Annotated in this window: 19 protein-coding genes; 6 read left to right on the forward strand and 13 right to left on the reverse strand. The window is 64.4% G+C overall.

Translation table 11 applies throughout. The features are described 5' to 3' along the window. Positions 1-3 precede the first annotated feature (3 nt). The 7 genes from BEK68_RS13080 to BEK68_RS13110 form a co-directional block, all read right to left on the reverse strand. Positions 4-906, reverse strand: a complete 903-nt coding sequence (locus tag BEK68_RS13080; RefSeq protein WP_012430474.1) for an alpha/beta fold hydrolase — start codon at positions 904-906, stop codon at positions 4-6. A gap of 4 nt (positions 907-910) precedes the next feature. After that, entirely contained in the window at positions 911-1447 is a 537-nt protein-coding gene (locus BEK68_RS13085; RefSeq protein ID WP_004634817.1) for a cupin domain-containing protein, read from the reverse strand. Positions 1448-1479: 32 nt separating this feature from the next. Continuing rightward, positions 1480-2253 carry an SDR family oxidoreductase gene (locus BEK68_RS13090; RefSeq protein ID WP_009239758.1) on the reverse strand — a complete coding sequence of 258 codons (774 nt, stop codon included), beginning with the start codon at positions 2251-2253 and terminating at the stop codon, positions 1480-1482. Next, positions 2246-3313, reverse strand: coding sequence for an aromatic ring-hydroxylating oxygenase subunit alpha (locus tag BEK68_RS13095; protein WP_012430475.1), 1068 nt, complete (start codon positions 3311-3313; stop codon positions 2246-2248). Before BEK68_RS13095 ends, BEK68_RS13090 begins: the two co-directional genes overlap by 8 nt. Before the next feature lie 80 nt (positions 3314-3393). Further along, complete coding sequence (locus BEK68_RS13100) at positions 3394-3699, reverse strand: recombinase-like helix-turn-helix domain-containing protein (RefSeq protein WP_004634823.1); 306 nt, start codon at positions 3697-3699, stop codon at positions 3394-3396. 271 nt (positions 3700-3970) lie between these two features. Further along, entirely contained in the window at positions 3971-4438 is a 468-nt protein-coding gene (locus tag BEK68_RS13105; protein WP_004634826.1) for a GNAT family N-acetyltransferase, read from the reverse strand. A 480-nt stretch (positions 4439-4918) separates the two neighbouring features. Continuing rightward, complete coding sequence (locus tag BEK68_RS13110; protein WP_024542542.1) at positions 4919-5170, reverse strand: DUF2798 domain-containing protein; 252 nt, start codon at positions 5168-5170, stop codon at positions 4919-4921. Between the two features lie 106 nt (positions 5171-5276). Between BEK68_RS13110 and BEK68_RS13115 the strand changes: the two genes are divergently transcribed. The 3 genes from BEK68_RS13115 (at position 5277) to BEK68_RS13125 (ending at position 7632) form a co-directional block, all read left to right on the forward strand. Beyond that, on the forward strand, positions 5277-6197 hold the full coding sequence (locus BEK68_RS13115; RefSeq protein WP_024542543.1) for a LysR family transcriptional regulator: 921 nt from the start codon (positions 5277-5279) through the stop codon (positions 6195-6197). 88 nt (positions 6198-6285) lie between these two features. Next, positions 6286-7236: an alpha/beta fold hydrolase gene (locus tag BEK68_RS13120; RefSeq protein ID WP_024542544.1), complete on the forward strand. Its 951-nt coding sequence runs from the start codon at positions 6286-6288 to the stop codon at positions 7234-7236. Positions 7237-7407: 171 nt separating this feature from the next. After that, a complete protein-coding gene (locus tag BEK68_RS13125) occupies positions 7408-7632 on the forward strand; it encodes a hypothetical protein (protein ID WP_024542545.1) in 225 nt (74 codons plus the stop codon). A gap of 48 nt (positions 7633-7680) precedes the next feature. On the opposite strand, the gene BEK68_RS13130 is transcribed toward BEK68_RS13125, so the two are convergent. After that, positions 7681-8235 (reverse strand): surface-adhesin E family protein, encoded by a 555-nt coding sequence (locus BEK68_RS13130; RefSeq protein ID WP_004634835.1) that lies wholly within the window; start codon positions 8233-8235, stop codon positions 7681-7683. 66 nt (positions 8236-8301) lie between these two features. Next, positions 8302-9174 (reverse strand): D-amino-acid transaminase, encoded by an 873-nt coding sequence (locus tag BEK68_RS13135; RefSeq protein ID WP_004634837.1) that lies wholly within the window; start codon positions 9172-9174, stop codon positions 8302-8304. Between the two features lie 162 nt (positions 9175-9336). On the opposite strand from BEK68_RS13135, the gene BEK68_RS13140 reads away from it, so the two are divergent. Both BEK68_RS13140 and BEK68_RS13145 read left to right on the forward strand, forming a co-directional pair. After that, positions 9337-9846, forward strand: coding sequence for a GNAT family N-acetyltransferase (locus BEK68_RS13140; protein WP_004634839.1), 510 nt, complete (start codon positions 9337-9339; stop codon positions 9844-9846). Between the two features lie 104 nt (positions 9847-9950). After that, positions 9951-10274, forward strand: a complete 324-nt coding sequence (locus tag BEK68_RS13145) for a hypothetical protein (RefSeq protein ID WP_024542548.1) — start codon at positions 9951-9953, stop codon at positions 10272-10274. Positions 10275-10292: 18 nt separating this feature from the next. Here BEK68_RS13145 and BEK68_RS13150 read toward each other — a convergent pair whose 3' ends face one another. From BEK68_RS13150 to BEK68_RS13165, 4 genes are all read right to left on the reverse strand, one after another. Further along, positions 10293-11036, reverse strand: coding sequence for an ABC transporter ATP-binding protein (locus tag BEK68_RS13150; protein WP_024542549.1), 744 nt, complete (start codon positions 11034-11036; stop codon positions 10293-10295). An 11-nt stretch (positions 11037-11047) separates the two neighbouring features. Then, on the reverse strand, positions 11048-12874 hold the full coding sequence (locus BEK68_RS13155) for a branched-chain amino acid ABC transporter ATP-binding protein/permease (protein WP_024542550.1): 1827 nt from the start codon (positions 12872-12874) through the stop codon (positions 11048-11050). Positions 12875-12878: 4 nt separating this feature from the next. Continuing rightward, positions 12879-13931 carry a branched-chain amino acid ABC transporter permease gene (locus tag BEK68_RS13160; protein WP_024542551.1) on the reverse strand — a complete coding sequence of 351 codons (1053 nt, stop codon included), beginning with the start codon at positions 13929-13931 and terminating at the stop codon, positions 12879-12881. A gap of 114 nt (positions 13932-14045) precedes the next feature. After that, on the reverse strand, positions 14046-14930 hold the full coding sequence (locus BEK68_RS13165) for an IclR family transcriptional regulator (RefSeq protein ID WP_024542552.1): 885 nt from the start codon (positions 14928-14930) through the stop codon (positions 14046-14048). 275 nt (positions 14931-15205) lie between these two features. Here BEK68_RS13165 and BEK68_RS13170 point away from each other — a divergent pair, with 275 nt between their 5' ends. Beyond that, the gene (locus tag BEK68_RS13170; protein ID WP_004634853.1) at positions 15206-16165 is read left to right on the forward strand and encodes an MBL fold metallo-hydrolase; all 960 of its coding nucleotides are present in this window, start codon (positions 15206-15208) and stop codon (positions 16163-16165) included. Positions 16166-16167 lie beyond the last annotated feature (2 nt).

Genomic DNA, 16167 nt, shown 5'->3' on the forward strand with positions numbered 1-16167 from the left:
CGCTTAGGCGTTTTGGGATTGGGAGAGAACAGCGTGTTCGATCCAGCCTGCAACAGCGTCAGGCGCATCGATATAAGAGGCATGCCCGGCCGACGGCACAAGCGCAAACGGCAGATCAAACATCTTTGCCAGCGCTTCGCAACCTTCCGGTGGTGTAATGCCGTCGACATCGCCGCAAGCGATCTGCGCTAGCGTCGATTCGGGGCGTTTTTTCAGATAGGCGCCGATGTCGTCGCCGCTGAGCATCGCCACAGCCTGGCGATAACCACCGTCGTTGAGGCGCTTCATGTTCCAGCGCACCCAGGCGCGTTCTTCGTCGGTGGCATCTGGGCGCAGCAGGTGTGCGTGGTGCGACTCCGCCATGCCGTCGATGCCAAGCTGGTCGAGCGTTGCAAGCCGCTGGGCCTGCACGCTGCGGGACTTGTCCTCCTGCCCCGCTTGGCCGTAGCCCTGCGCGGGGTTCAGAAGCAGCAGGCACTTCGGCTGCATCGCGGCTGGCGCGGCGGCCACATACGCCGATGCCATCAGCGCGCCCAGCGAATGACCGACGATCGCATCGGGCGTCACATCCAACGCGGCAACCCATGCCTGCAACCGCACCGCGTAATCGGCAGCGCGCGGTGCACCCTCTGCAAGCGGCGTGGAATTGCCGTAGCCCGGCGCATCCCATGCCAGCACGCGCATGTTGTGCGAAAGAACCTGCGCGCAAGGCAGCCATGACGCGGCGCTGGAGCTGATGCCGTGCAACAGCACCACCACCGGCCCGCGCTCGCCCCATTGCCGATAGCCGATGCGATCGCCGTGCGCGTTGATGGCGACGGTGCGTTCGGCAAACCCGGCGCCCAGCGCGGCAAGCGCGTCGGCAACACGGAACGGGTGGGAAGACATGACAGCCTGCACGCTCATGGCATCAACGCTTGATTTTGGCGAGCGGATGCTCGGGCGGATACGTCGGCGTGATCGGTTTTTTGGCGCCGAGCATCACGCACATCAGCGCGTCTTCATCGCCGATGTTGATTTCTTCGCGGTACACGCCGGGCGGCACCGAGACGAGATCGCGATCGGTCAGGATGGTTTCGTAGCGCTCGCCGTCCTTCTCCAGCACCAGCTTGAGCTTGCCGCGAATGATGAAGAACACCTCTTCCACATCGGTGTGCAGATGCGACGGGCCTTCGTGGCCGGCCGGAATGACCATCGTCGAAAACGTGAAGTGCTCCGCCGGCACCGTGTTGGTGTCTGCGGCCACGCCCGTGCCGCCCGTGCCGAGGTAGCGCATTTGCGCACGGCGGTATTTCGGGTCGAAGTCGGCCTGGAACTTGAGGGCGTCCCAGTCGTAGCGGCGGGTGGAGAAACGCGCCACGCGGCTGTTCATCCAGTCTTCAAACGACGCGCCTTCCGGGCGGTCCCACGTGCGTTGCACTTGCTGTTGTTCGGAGAGATCGCTCATTGAATACCTCTTCTGAATGGTGTGTGGATGCATTACTGCATGACAAAACCGCCGTTGACGGCCAGCGTCTGGCCCGTCACGAATCGGGAAAGGTCGGACAGCGCGAACAGCACGGCGCCGCACACGTCGTCCGGCAGTTGATCGCGCGAAATGGCGCGCTGGTCGCGGTACAGCGCATGGCGGTGCGCCGGCACGTATTCGGTGGCTTCCACCAGCGTCAGGCCCGGCGCGATGGCGTTGACGGTGATGCCGTCTGCGCCGCATTCGCGCGCCAGAGACTTCGTCATGCCGATGACAGCGCTCTTGCTGGCCACGTAAGCCAACAGGTTCGGCGCGCCCCACAGCGGTGTGTCCGACGACAAATTGACGATGGCGCCGCGGCCCGATGCCTTGAGTGCCGGCAGGCAAGCCGTCGTCATCAACCATGTGCCGCGCACGTTGACGTTCATCACGCGGTCCCAGGTCTCGATGTCGATCGACGATGCGTCGCGCCCGCCCGAGTTGGTAATGGCCGCGTTGTTGACAAGACCGTCGAGCCCGCCCAATGCCTGCGCCGCTGCCGCAGCGCACGCCTGAATCGAAGCCGGATCGCCAAGATCAAGCGTGAAGCCATGCGCATCGAAACCTGCCGCACGCAGCGCCGCCGCCTCTTCCTGCACGCGCTCGCCAAGAATGTCGGCCAGCGCGACAGCGCCACCGGCTTCGGCGATCGACTTGGCAAAGGCCAGCCCCAGACCGCGCGCGGCGCCCGTCACGAGCACCTTGCGGCCAGCCAGCAGCCCGGCGGTTGAATTGCGCTCAGGCATGTTGGGCTTCCGTGGGAACGGGCTTGATCATGGCAACCGGCGCATCGGCCAACTCAGCGGCGGCGCGGCGTGCAAGCACACGGCGGATACGCGTGATGCCGATGTCGTGCTGATACAGCGTCTCGTGCTCGCGCGCCTCGGGTGCCATCGACTCCAGCACCACACGGTCCTGCTCGAGCACATCCCAGTGCAGGCCTTCCAGGCGGTTGCGATACAGGAATCGCCACACATCGCGCTGCCAGCCTTGCACGTGGCGCGTGCGCCAGAAGTAGACGATGCAGTGCTCTTCATCCACTGGCGTCACGATGCCGATGATCGTGAACGGGCCGCCGGGGCCGACCTTCGGCTGATACGGAATCGAGAGGCGCAGCCACATCGTGCCGGTCTCGCCAAACTCGGTCCAATCGAAGTTCACGCCGCGCTGGCCGGTCTTCTGGAACATGATCCCGTGGTCGGTTTCAACCACTTCCATCACGGCCTTTTTCTCGCCGCTGGCCATCGAGTGCGACACGGCGTGCAGGTAGGCGCCGTGCATGGGGTCCATGACGTTGTCGATGGCATAGCGGTAGTTGACGTTCCAATGCGCGAAGCAGAGGAAGTGGCTGTGCTCGTCACTGGTCAGTTCTTCGGGCAGGCGCAGCGTGCCGACCGCGTCGTCGAACTCTGACGGGGCCTTGTCGCCAAACCACAGGAAGATGGCACCGGCACGCTCCTGCACCGGGTAGCTGCGCACGCAGGTCTTGCCCTCCATGGGGCAAGCGTCGACCGCCGGCACGCTCGTTACCGTACCCTGGCCGTTCACTTCAACGCCGTGGTACCAGCAGGCCACGTGGTCGCCCAGGTTCCAGCCCATCGACAGGCGCGCACCGCGATGCGGGCAGCGGTCTTCCAGCGCATGCACCTGGCCGGCAGTGTCACGCCACAGCACGATGTTCTGGCTCAAACGCGTGATGCCCACCGGCGCGTTTTTCACATTCCACGACGCCGCCACCGGATACCAGTAGTTGCGCAGACCGGTGTTGATGCGCGCTTCCTTCTGCGCTTCCTTGTTGCCTTCCATTGCTTGCCTCTTCTGATGGGGTTGAGCCGTGCGCCTCTGCGGGCGATGCGGCGTCGAATCGTGTTGGATCCAGCCGGCGCTCAGGCGCCCAAGCGGCGCATCTCGGCCAGGAACGTGTCTTCCGTCCAGGTCTCGCCGCCGGCGGCGTTGCGCGGGCCGCGCTCGTTCAGTACGGCCACGATGTCGGCCGGCGTTTGCGCGCCACCCAGGAATGCCGCTTCCAGCGAATCGGCCAATTGATTCTCATAGGCTGTCGGCTCGGTCGCGCGCGTTTGCCACACCAGATTGGCGGCGTAACCCGGGCGCTCGACCCGGCCCTTGCCAGCGACGTTGTTTGGAGAAATCGGCTCCCACGGAGCGAGGTCGGGGTTGTATTGCGGTTGCATATCTGTCGACTCCATCACGTTTCGCTTGTTTTACCTATGAAACGTCTGTTAATATCTGGAACACAGGTGCAACTATAGACCGCGTCTTCGAAATCGCAGATGCGGGATTACCCTATGGTTTGCGGGAAATTGCGTCCACCGTGGGCGACCCGTCCGCCGGATCGCGCAATGGACAAAGGTCTTGGCACCGCGCTAGCGGTACGGAGCCGAAGGCGGTAGCGATTGGAAGCACTTCGACGTGCCGAAACTCGATTGTTGAGGCCAGAACGGCTCAGAACAATTTGCGATACACCACGAAGCCCGACTTGTCCGCCAGCGTGTCATACAACCGCATGGCGGTCGCGTTGGTTTCGTGTGTCTGCCAATAGACGCGCGGCAAGCCGTCGGCCTGCGCGCGACGGTAGACCGCTTCGATCAAGGCCCGCCCCACGCCCTGCCCGCGCGCGGCCTGCGCAGTGAACAGATCCTGCAAATAGCAGCTCATGCCGATTTGCGTGGTGCTGCGGTGGTAGAGGAAATGCACGATGCCGAGCAGCTCGCCTCCACGCTCGGCCACCAGCGCGTGCACCGGCTCCGTTTCGTCGAAGAAGCGCTGCCATGTCGTCTGCGTGACGATGTCGGGCAAGCCCGTCTCGCCCGCACGGCCGTAAAAGGCGTTGTAGTCATCCCAGAGCGGTTTCCACGCAGCGAAGTCGTCTTGGTGAACAGAGCGGATGTGGAGGTCGGCAGGTGCGGACATGGTGGGCTGGACGGGTGGCAACGCTCCGGCATTCTGCCAGCCGGCCGCCCTGCATGCAGCCGGCTTTCCTACCGATGGCTTAGCCCCTTAGCGTTGAGAATCGGACCTGCCCAACAGCACGGCGCGTTGATGTTGACTACGCCTACTCGTGCTGCTTCGCCCCGGCAGCGGCCATGTGCCGCGCACGACATCGGCAACGCCCGTGCCATGCCCGAACCTAGGGATTGTCCGTAGAAGGCCGGCCGACGGAAGAAAGTTTGCTGAAAGCATCGGCGCTCTACAGTGCGCTCCATGGCCCGGTCATGACCCGATATCGGGCCGTGCGATCTCCACGCACATCAGCGTCACTACGATAAGGGTCGGGTGTTGTACCAGCCATATCGCCGGACCCAACGGGATGTCGGTCCGGCGTCCGCTTCAATCGGTCTTTCCTGCTGTCAACCTTGCGGCCCACCGTCCTCCCGGTGGGCTGTTTTCTTTTCAGGGCTGCATCGGACTGGGCACCACGAGGCGCTGTGTCAGCCGCTGCACCAGCGGCGCCGCAATCAGCACGATGGTGAAGGCGGCCGGCCACGCCAGTACGAAGGCATGCGCCCAGCGGGCGAGAAAGTCGGAGCTGATACCGGCGTTGACCCAGCCGATCCAGCCCGTCATCAACAACGACATCAGGCCCGACATCATCCAGGCAAAGATGATGCGAAGACGTGTGGCGGTGGAAACGGGCATCGACATGGCGGTTCTCCTTGCAAGCCATCAAATGTGATTGACGGCATGCTAGACAACCGCGTTTATAGAAACTATAGACGTTTACTGAAACTTAAATTCCGAAAATGGAATCATGCTCGACGATCTGGCTCTCTTTGTTTCCATCGTGGACCACGGCAGCCTGCAGGCAGCGGCCCGTCACGCCAACCTGCCGCCCGCCACGCTGACGCGGCGCCTGCAGAAGCTCGAGACCTCGCTCGGCTGCCAGCTTCTGCTGCGCAGCGCCCGCAGCCTGAAACCGACGCCGGAGGGCCAGCTGTACTACGAGCAATGCCGCCCGCTGTTGACCGCGCTTGCGCAAACCACGGCCACGCTCGACGACGATCTCAATCAGGTGAAGGGCACCCTGCGTGTTCTTGCGCCGTTGAACCTGTCGCGCGGGCTCCTCGCACCCGCGTATGCGAGCTTCATGGCGACGTGGCCGGAGATCCGCCTCGAGCTATCGCTCAGCAACCGCAATGAAGACGTGTGGCGGCATGGCGCCGATCTTGCCATCCGCGTCGGCCAGCAGGACGACCCGAAGCTGCGGCAGCGGCGGCTCGGTGTCATCGGGATGGTGCTGGTGGCGTCGCCTGCGTACGTGGCCGAGCAGGGCGCGCCGACCCATCCACATGAATTGCAAGCGCATCGGCTGTTGGTGTCATCGCCGCTCTCGACATGGCGCTTCACCTCACCCGATGGCGAGGAGACCATCGAACTGCAGCCTCATGGACGCTGCGACCTGAACGACATCGAACTGGGCGTGACGTTGGCGGAAACGGGCCTCGGCCTGCTGTACTGCCCTCGCACGCTCTGCCATCAAGCGCTGGAGGCTGGCCGGCTGGTGCGCCTGCTGCCCGATTGGCGTACGCCGCAGCGACCCATCTACGCGGTGTGGCCGCAACAACAGTTGCCGCGCAAAGTGCGTACGTTGCTGGAGCATCTGGCAGCTTTCACCGCAGCCACGCCGTTGTTGCAGGCAGACCCTCCAGCGAGTGCGTCAGGCACTGCTTGAAACGGGTAAAAACACGCGTTGTCGCATCGCCCCGTTACTTCGTAGGCTGCAGAGATTGCACCGCATCCCTTTTCCAGGAGTCCTCTCGATGCACAGCAGCCACGTGGTGCGCTCCGGCGACATTCGCCTGCATGCCCGCATGACACAGCCCGCCGACCATTCCGCGCGGGAGCGCCCTGCCATCGTTCTCGTGCATGGCTATCCGGACGACAGCTCCGTCTGGGACGGCGTGCGCGACACGCTGGCGCACGAGCGCCGTGTGCTCACCTTCGACGTGCGGGGTGCCGGCCTGTCAGACGCCCCCGCAGATACCACCGGTTACCGCATCCCCCAGTTTGTCGACGACCTTGCCGCCGTGGCCGACGCGTTGCTGCCCGGCGAGCGCTTCCATCTGGTCGGTCACGACTGGGGCTCCATCCATAGCTGGGAATCGGTGACGACCGACCGGTTGCGTGGGCGCATCGCGTCTTACACGTCGATCTCGGGGCCGTGCCTGGACCACGTCGGCCACTGGATGCGCACGCAGCTCGACGCCGGCACATGGGCCGCCAAACGAGCGGTGTGGAAGCAGCGGCTGCAATCGTGGTACGTCGGCTATTTCAACCTGCCGCTGGTGCCCGAATGGTCGTGGCGACTGTGGGTGGCAGGTGCTTGGCCGTGGTGGCTGCGCAAGACGGAGGGCATTCGCATCGAAGCGCAGCGGCCGACGCTTGTGCGCGATGCTTGCAACGGCGTGCGAATGTATCGCGCAAATTTTCGTGAGCGCCTCGCGCGCCCCCAGGCACGCGCACCGCATGCACCCGTGCAACTGGTCGTGCCAACGCGCGACCGCTACGTCAGCCCCGCGGTTACGCGCGCTGTGGAAGCTTGGGTGTCGCACTACTGGCGCCATGAGGTGGACGCGGGTCACTGGCTGCCCCTGCGCCGCCCTGACTGGGTGGCAGACTGCATCCGCTGCTTTGCCGACTACGTCGACTCAGGGAACGAGCCCCCCGAACTGCGGCAGGCGCGCGTAGCAGGCACGCTGGCACCGGCCTGACGCCACTAGAGCATTGCGCCCAACGCAAACGTTGACGCGCGTGTAACTCACTGTAATCATCGTCCGCCACAAAGCTGACGGCGCGCCATGACCTGGCGCCCGGACGGCCCGAGCCGCCGCTGCGCGCAAACCGCGTTGTCGGCCATCGATACAAGAAACAGGGACAAGACGATGAAAAGCAAGGTCGTGGTGTACGGCCCGCTCTACGGGAAGTGGTACGCAATCCTGGTCAACGACGGTGTGGCCGCCGAATCCAACCAGTTCGGCTCGTACGAAGCCGCCATGGGCTTCGCCTCACGCCGTTATCCAGAGCTTGAACAGGAACGGCAGCCTTACGCGCGCGGCCGAGAAGACAGCGAGAGCGGAAGCGACAGCCGGGAAGCCGCGCCCATCTGAACGGGAACGCGCCGGGCGGCATTTATGCCGCCCATGCCGCCCCCAGCGTTAGTGGCCCGCGCCGCAAAAGCGCCCGGCGATCCATTCGAACACGCTGCCTTCGCGCAGCGAGCGGCTTTGCGCCTCGTCGCCGTAATGGATCTGGTAAAGCGGCTTGCCGGTGGCGTTGCGCGCGCGATAGAGCGTTTGCGCAATTACCGTATAGCTATGTCGCGCGCAGTCCAGCACGACCTGCTTGACCGACGAACGGATCGGCTGCCCATCTGCTGTCTTGATCGTGAAGTCGGGCAGCACGTTGCGCAGCAACCTGAAATGCACGGTGTGCGTGTCGGCGCCTGCCTCGGCGCTTGGCTGGGGCTTGACCGATTGCCGGTCGATATACGACACGATGCCGTTGATGCTCTCGAACCGGCGCCAGCGGGAATCGGCGCCGGCTGATTCGAGGGCGGGTGTCGCATCGGCCGAAACGGCTTGCGCGGCCCCCGTCGGCACAGTAGCCGACGCAGAGATGGTTTGTGCGGATACGGGCATCGCTGCGCACTGCGCGGCAACCAGAGCGGTCACCGCGATGGCGCTTTGCCAGCGCCAGCCTCCTGTTTTCATGGGATGTCTCGCCTTGCTGCAAAAAACTCAGCGGGCGATTCTACCGCGCAGGCGCAACCGCTTGCGTCACATCTGGTCGACGGGCTCGGCAACGTCCACGCCGGCAAAACGCAGATACAGCGTGCGAAGTGCCTGGGTGAGCGGACCGGGCTGGCCGTTGCCAATTTGCACGCCGTCGATGGACACCACCGGCATCACGAACGTCGACGCGCTGGTGTAGAACGCCTCGGCGGCTTGCTGGGCTTCGGCCACGGTAAAGGTGCGTTCTTCCAGCGTCAGGCCATGTTCACGCGCCAGCGCCAGGATCGACACACGCGTGATGCCCGGCAGCACAGCGTTCGACAGCGGACGCGTGATCAGGCGCCTATCGGGGGTGATGATGAACGCGGTGGAAGACGCGCCTTCGGTCACACGGTCACCGTCGGTCATCCAGGCTTCATGCGCGCCGGCGCGCGCGGCGATCTGCTTGGCCATCACCTGCGGCAGCAAGCCGACGCTCTTGATGTCGCAACGCTTCCAGCGCAGGTCGGGCACCGTCACCACGGTTGCGCCCTTCTTGGCCAGCGGGCTGTTGACGATGGACTTGACCTGCGTGAACGCCACGGCCGTCGGCGTGATGTCGGCCGGGATGCCGAAATCGCGCTCGGCGACGCCGCGTGTGACCTGCATGTAGACCACGCCTTCTTCCAGCCCGTTGCGCGCCACCAGCTCTTCGCACACACGCGTCCATTCGGCAGCGGTGTACGGGTTGTCGATGCCGATCTCGGACAGCGACCGCGTCAAGCGGGCGAGGTGCGCGTCGTTGTCGACGAGCTTGCCGCGCGCCACGGCGGTCACTTCATAGATGCCATCGGCAAAGGTGAAGCCACGGTCCATGACGGAGACGGTGGCGTCGGCGGCCGGCACGTATTGGCCGTTGAGGAAGATGATTCGCGACATGCTGAGAGAGGGATTCAAGTGCGGGCGGGACTGCCCTGCCAATGAATCTACAGGATACGGGCACCATGCCGCGAATACCGATGCGTGCCCACGTTATGCGAAAACAGCATGATGCAGACAACCCCTCCGGTAGACTCCCCCGTTTTCGGCCAAACGCACCTCATGTCCGAACTCACCATCCGCCCGATCGCTGCAAACGACTTGCCCGGCATCCTGGCCGTGCAACAGGCGTGCTACGGCGACGGCTTTCTGGAACCGGGCGACGCGCTTGCCAGCCGCTGGGCGCGCAGTCCGGCCATGTGCCTGGTTGCCGTGCGCTGCGGCGAGGTGGTCGGCTACCTGCTTTCGCATGCGTGGCATGCATGGACACCGCCCAAATTGCACGTGCCGCTACCCATTGCGGATGCAGCCAATGTGCTCTGGTTCGTGCACGACATGGCCATCGCTCCTGCCGGCCGCGGGCAGCGTTTGGGCGAGCAGCTTTACGCCATGGCATCCGCCAGCGCCCATGCGCAGGGGCTGCGCCAATCCCGGTTGGTAGCGGTGCAAGGCGCGGATGTGTTCTGGCGGCGCCTTGGTTATCAGCCCGCCGACGTGGATGGTGCCGCGTTGGCCGCTCTGCGCGCGGTGTACGGAGAGGACGCAGAACTGATGGAGCGCGCGTTGCCGTGAGCGGCCATGGCGTCACTCCGTTACAATTTGTAACACCCGTATCGCTTCTGTAAGACTGCGCGCGCCCGCTTCTACTACAGTGCAGCGTCTTGAGGAATTCCCACATGCATAAGAACTTCGCGCTGTACGTGCTGGCAGCCGCTGCAGCGCTGTCGTCGCAGGCGGCCCTGGCCCGTGTCAATGTCGATATTGGAATCGGTGTGCCCGTCGCACCGGTTTATGTCGAGCCCGCGCCGGTGTACGCCGCGCCTCCGCCGCCGGCCTACTATGCGCCGGCCCCCGTCTATGTCGCGCCGCAGCCGGTCATCGTTGCCCCCGGCTACTACGACGATGGGCGCGGCCGCGAATGGCAGGAACGCCAATGGCGCGAACAACGCTGGCGTGAGCGTGAATGGCGCCGGCACCATCGTCATGACGACGACGATTGATCCGGCTCCCCGCAGCGCTCAGGCGGCCTTCTTCGCCAAGCCCAGGTAGGTTTCGATCACGCGGGGGTTGACGGCCAATTCCTGCGCCGGGCCTTCGAGCGTCATATCGCCCGTTTCCAATACGTAGCCGTAGTCGGCGACCTGCAGCGCGGCGCGTGCGTTCTGTTCGATCAGCAGCGTTGCCACGCCGGTTTTGCGCAGGTCGCTGATGATGTGGAAGATCTCTTTGACGATGAGCGGCGCAAGGCCGAGGCTCGGCTCATCCAGCATCAGTAACTGGGGCTTGGCCATCAACGCGCGGCCCACGGCGAGCATCTGGCGCTCGCCGCCCGAGAGCGTGCCGGCTTCCTGCACGCGACGCTCTTTCAGTCGCGGAAACAAGTCGTACACCACCTCCATCTGGTCGAGGTAGCTGCGTTCACCCGCCCGCTTGCGGCGGTACGCGCCGAGCACGAGGTTGTCTTCCACGCTCATGGTGGCAAACAGCTCGCGCTTTTCCGGCACGAGGCACATGCCGCGTGCCACGCGCTTTTCCACGGGCAGACCGGTCAGGTTGTGGCCGAGATACGAGACCACGCCGTTGGCCGAACCGGTGGTTGGCAGCGCGCCCATGATGGCGCCAAGCATGGTCGATTTACCGGCGCCGTTCGGGCCGATGACGGTCACGATCTGGCCCGCCCCCACCTTCAGGTTGGCGCCATGCAGCGCTTCCACCTTGCCATAGCGGACGTGCAGGTCCTTCACTTCCAGGATGACTGACATGCGCGTTCTCCTTATTCCACGCCGCCCAGGTAGGCTTCCAGCACCGCCGGGTTCTGCTGCACTTCCTGCGGCAGCCCCTCGGCGATCTTGGTGCCGAATTCCATGACGACCAGCCGATCGGTGAGGTTCATGACGAAGTCCATGTCGTGCTCCACCAGCAGCACGCTCATGCCTTCGGCTTTGAGCTTGGTAAGCAGCGCAGCCAGCGCCTGCTTTTCCTTGTAGCGCAGGCCAGCGGCGGGTTCATCGAGCAGCAGCAGCGCCGGGTCGCAGCACAGCGCGCGGGCGATTTCCAGAATGCGTTGCTGGCCCAGCGCGAGGCTGCCGGCTTCCAGATACATGCAATCGGCCAGGCCTACGCGCTCCAGTTGGCGGCGCGCTTCGAACAGCAGCTTCTGCTCTTCGGCCTGGTTCATGCGCACCACGCTGGCGAGCACGCCGCCCTGCGCCGCAAAATCGCCGCGCAGGTGGGCGCCAAGCGCCACGTTCTCCAAAACGGTCATGCCCGACAGCAATTGCACATGCTGGAAGGTGCGGCCGATGCCGCGCTTGACGATCTCGCGCGAAGGCTTGCCGCTGATGTGCTCGCCACGGTAGAGCACCTCGCCACGCGTGACCGGCAGCACGCCCGTCACTAGGTTGAAGGTGGTGGACTTGCCCGCGCCATTGGGGCCGATCAGGCCGATGATCTCGCCGGCCTTCACCTGGAAGCTGACGTCGTTCACGGCAACCAGGCCGCCAAACTCCTTGCGTGCGGCGCGTACATCTAGGATCAGCTCACCGGCTTGGGGCTTCTCGCGCTGCTTGAGAGCCGGTGCATCGTCGGGCGCGCGAGCCGTCGGTGCCGGTGGAAACAGCTTGCGGATGAACGGCCATACGCCATCGCGCGCGTACTGCAGCAACAGCACGAGCAGCACGCCGAACACGATGATTTCGAAGTTGCCGTTGGAGCCGAGCAGCTTCGGCAGAATGCTTTGCAGGCTGTCTTTCAGGATGGTCAGCAGACCCGCGCCAAGCACCGCGCCCCACACGTGGCCCACGCCACCGACCACCGCCATGAACAGGTATTCGATACCGTAGTTCAGGCCGAACGGCGTCGGGTTCACCGCGCGCTGCAGATGCGCATAGAGAAAGCCCGAAATACACGCCAGCACCGCCGCAAACACGAAGATCACCACCTTCATCCACGCGGTGTTCACCCCCATCGCCTCGGCCATGGTGCCGCCGCCCTTGAGTGCGCGGATGGCGCGGCCTGGGCGCGAGTTCAGCAGGTTCTGCACCGCCAGCACCGCCACCACAACGACAGCCCAGATCAGGTAGAACATCTCGCGGCCGGTCTGCAGCGATTTACCGAGTACGTTCAGCACCGGAATGCCGTTCAGCCCGTCGTACTTGCCCAGGAATTCCAGGTTGCCGAACAGGAAGAACAACGACAGGCCCCACGCAATCGTCGCCAGCGGCAGGTAGTGGCCCGACATGCGCATCGTGATCAGGCCGATCACGTAGGCGCTGATAACCGTGATCACCAGCCCGGCCAGCAGGCCGATCCACGGCGAGACCCCGTACTGCGTTGTCAGATAGGCGGTGCTGTATGCACCGAGGCCAACGAACGCCGCTTGCCCGAACGAGGTCAGTCCGCCCACCCCCGTGAGCAGCACCAGCCCAAGCGCGACGAGGCTATAGAGCCCGATGTAGTTGAGCAGCGTGATCCAGAATTCGGGCGTTGGCACGATGGGGATCAACGCAAGCACAACCACGAACAACGCAATCAGCACGCGGTTGCGCGAAACCCAGCTGCGCTGCGCAGTGCCGGCGGAAGATTTGGTCAGCGTGTTCATCGGCTTACTCCTCTTCCTCGACATGCTTGGTGGTGAGCGATCGCCACAGCAGCACGGGAATGATGAGCGTGAACACGATCACCTCCTTGAACGCCGACGCCCAGAACGATGAATACGACTCCAGCAGCCCCACGAGCAGCGCACCCAGTGCCGCCACCGGATAGCTCACGAGCCCGCCCACGATGGCCCCAACGAACCCCTTCAGGCCGATCAGGAAGCCGGACTCGTAGTAGACCGTGGTGAGCGGCGCAATCAGGACGCCGCACAGCGCGCCAAGCGCCGCTGCCAGCGTAAAAGCCAGCCGCCCCGCCTGCGTGGTGCCGATGCCGACCAGCCGCGCACCCAGCCGGTTCACTGCCGTCGCGCGCAGCGCCTTGCCCGACACCGTGCGGCCAAAATAGAAGTACAGCGCCACGATCATCAGCACCGACACGGCCACCACCCACAGGCTCTGGCCAGACACGCTGAGCGCGCCCAGATCAAAGCGCGCATCGGAAAATGCATCCGTGCGCGAGCCTTCCGCGCCGAACATCACGAGGCCGAGACCCACCAGCGCAAAGTGCACGCCCACCGAGACGATCAGCAGCACCAGCGTGCTGGCTTCGGCCAACGGCTCGTAGGCCAGGCGGTAGATCATTGGCCCCATGGGAATGACGATCAGCAATGTCAACGCGACCTGCGCAAGCATCGGCAGCGTCATCGGAGTGAACATTCGGGCCGCCAGGTAGACGGCCACCGGAAAGAGCAGGTATTTGCCGGCATAGATGGCGCCTGTGCGAAGCGCATGCAGGCGCAGTTCAGGTTGCAGCAGCGTGCGGCCCATCTCAACGAGAAACGTCAGCACGCCCAGCACAACGAGCATGCTGGCAGAGAGCGGCGCCTTGTTGGCCTGGATGGCCGCCAGCGTGAGCGCGCCATACGCCACGAATTCGCCCTGCGGGATGAAGATCACGCGCGTGACGGAGAACACCAGCACGAGCGCCAGTGCCAGCAGCGCGTAGATCGCGCCCGATGTCACGCCGTCTTGCGCCAGGATGGCGGCAATCGACAAGTCCATGAAGCTCCTCGTTCTTGTAGTCGTGGAGTTCGCGCCGGCTGTGGACCGGGCAAGGGGGCGCCACGAGTTACGAGATAGTAAATTTCTTACGACAGGATGAAATTGGCGACAACCCTAACGCGCCGCCCTGCTTCGCCGCGCGCCGGCCTTTGCAGGGCGTTCCGCGGGTGCCTGCAGCATGGCAGACAGGCGCATCACGAACGTGCGCAGCGTGTGCTCCAGCTCGCCGCCGCGCTGCGCGTGAAACAGCGGTTGCACGTTCAGCGCGATCAGCACCAGCACAAGTTGCCCGCGCGCACCGAACACCGGCAGCGACAACGCATTCACGCCCGGCAGCAAGCTACCCGTGACCCACGACGCGCCTTCGGTGCGGACGTCTTCGCACAGACGGTAATAGTCGGTCAGCGAACGCGGCAGGCCGGGGAGATCGTCGCTGGCACGCTCGTGCAGTTCGCGCTCCACCAGAGGCAGCGTCTGTTCCATCGGCTGATAGGCACCGAACAGGCGGCCGGTGGCGGAATTGAGCATTGGCAGGACGTCGCCGATGCGCAGGTTCACGCCGGGCGCGCCACCGGCCTTTTCCCAATGCACGACGGTCGGGCCACGATCGCTCCACACCGCAATGCCGATGGTATGGCCGGTCTGATCTCGCAGCCCTGCAAGCAACGGCCGCGTGCGGACAATGGCATCGGAGCGATTGAGGCTGGCAAGCCCCAGGCGCAGTGCAAAGGGCCCAAGTTCGTAACGGCCGGTCAGCGGGTCTTGTGACACCGCGCCCACGCGCTGCAAGCTCACCAGATAGCGGTGCGCCTTGGACGGATGCATGCGCGCCGCGCGTGCCAGGTCGCCGAGCGCCATCGCCCGCATGGCACGCGTGAGCGCCACGAGTAATTGAGAGCCAACTTCGATGGATTGGATGCCCGAACGGTCGCGGCTGGCGCGCGCGTCTTCTGCATCGCCATCGGGTGGCGGGTCGTCTTCGACTTCCGTGGTCTCCATGTCTCGGGGCGTATTGGCTGGGCGGGGCCGACAAAGTGCTGCGAGCGTAGCACGCGGCTACGCGTAGACGGCCGATTTTGATTTTTATGCATTGTATAAACAATGCTTCTAACCATAATCAACGTATACCCTAGGCGCGTCTCCCGACCGTGCGGTCTATGATTGCCAGCGTTCGGCATGGCTTGCCCTCAGCCCAACCCAACGCAGGTTTCCCGAGCCATGCATGTTGAAAAGAAATTCCCCCAACCGTAATCCACTACACCAGGAGTGACAGAATGGCCAAAGCCTTCGCCTCGCAAGCCGACCTCGAGGCCAAACAAGTCACCTTCACGCAGCTCTCCCCCAACGCTTACGCCTACACCGCCGAGGGCGACCCAAACTCCGGCGTCATCATCGGCGACGACTCGGTGCTGATCGTCGACACCACCGCCACGCCGGCGATGGCGCAAGACCTGATCGCACGCATCCGGGCCATCACCGACAAGCCGATCAAGCACGTGGTGCTGTCGCACTATCACGCGGTGCGCGTGCTGGGTGCATCGGCCTACTTTGCCGAGGGCGCGCAGAACATCATTGCCAGCCGCGGCACGTACGAAATGATCGTCGAGCGCGGCGAGGCCGATATGAAGTCCGAAATCGAGCGCTTCCCGCGCCTGTTTGCCGGCGTGGAAACCGTGCCGGGCCTGACGTGGCCGACGCTGGTGTTCGAGCGCGAGCTGACACTGTTTCTGGGCAAGTTGGAAGTGAAGATCCTGCACCTCGGCCCCGGCCACACGAAGGGCGATACGGTGGTGTGGATTCCGTCGCAGAAGGTGCTCTTCTCCGGTGACCTCGTCGAATACGACGCCGCCTGCTACTGCGGCGACGCCCAACTCGAAGAATGGCCCGCCACGCTCGATGCGTTGCGCGCGCTCGGCGCCGACAAGCTCGTGCCAGGTCGCGGCCCCGCGTTGCTCAATCCGGCCGAGGTCGACAAGGGTCTCGCCTATACGCGGGATTTCGTGTCCACGCTGCTGCAACGTGGCAAGGAAGCCGTCGCGCAGAAGATGGACCTGAAGGCCGCCATGGCGCACACCCGCGCGGCCATGGACCCGAAATTCGGCAGCGTCTTCATCTACGAGCACTGCCTGCCGTTTGACGTGACGCGCGCCTTTGACGAGGCCAGCGGCATCAAGCACCCGCGCATCTGGACCGCCGAGCGCGACAAGGAAATGTGGGCCGCCCTGCAAGGCTGAAC

The organism is Ralstonia pickettii, from assembly GCF_001699815.1.
Lineage (GTDB): Bacteria > Pseudomonadota > Gammaproteobacteria > Burkholderiales > Burkholderiaceae > Ralstonia > Ralstonia thomasii.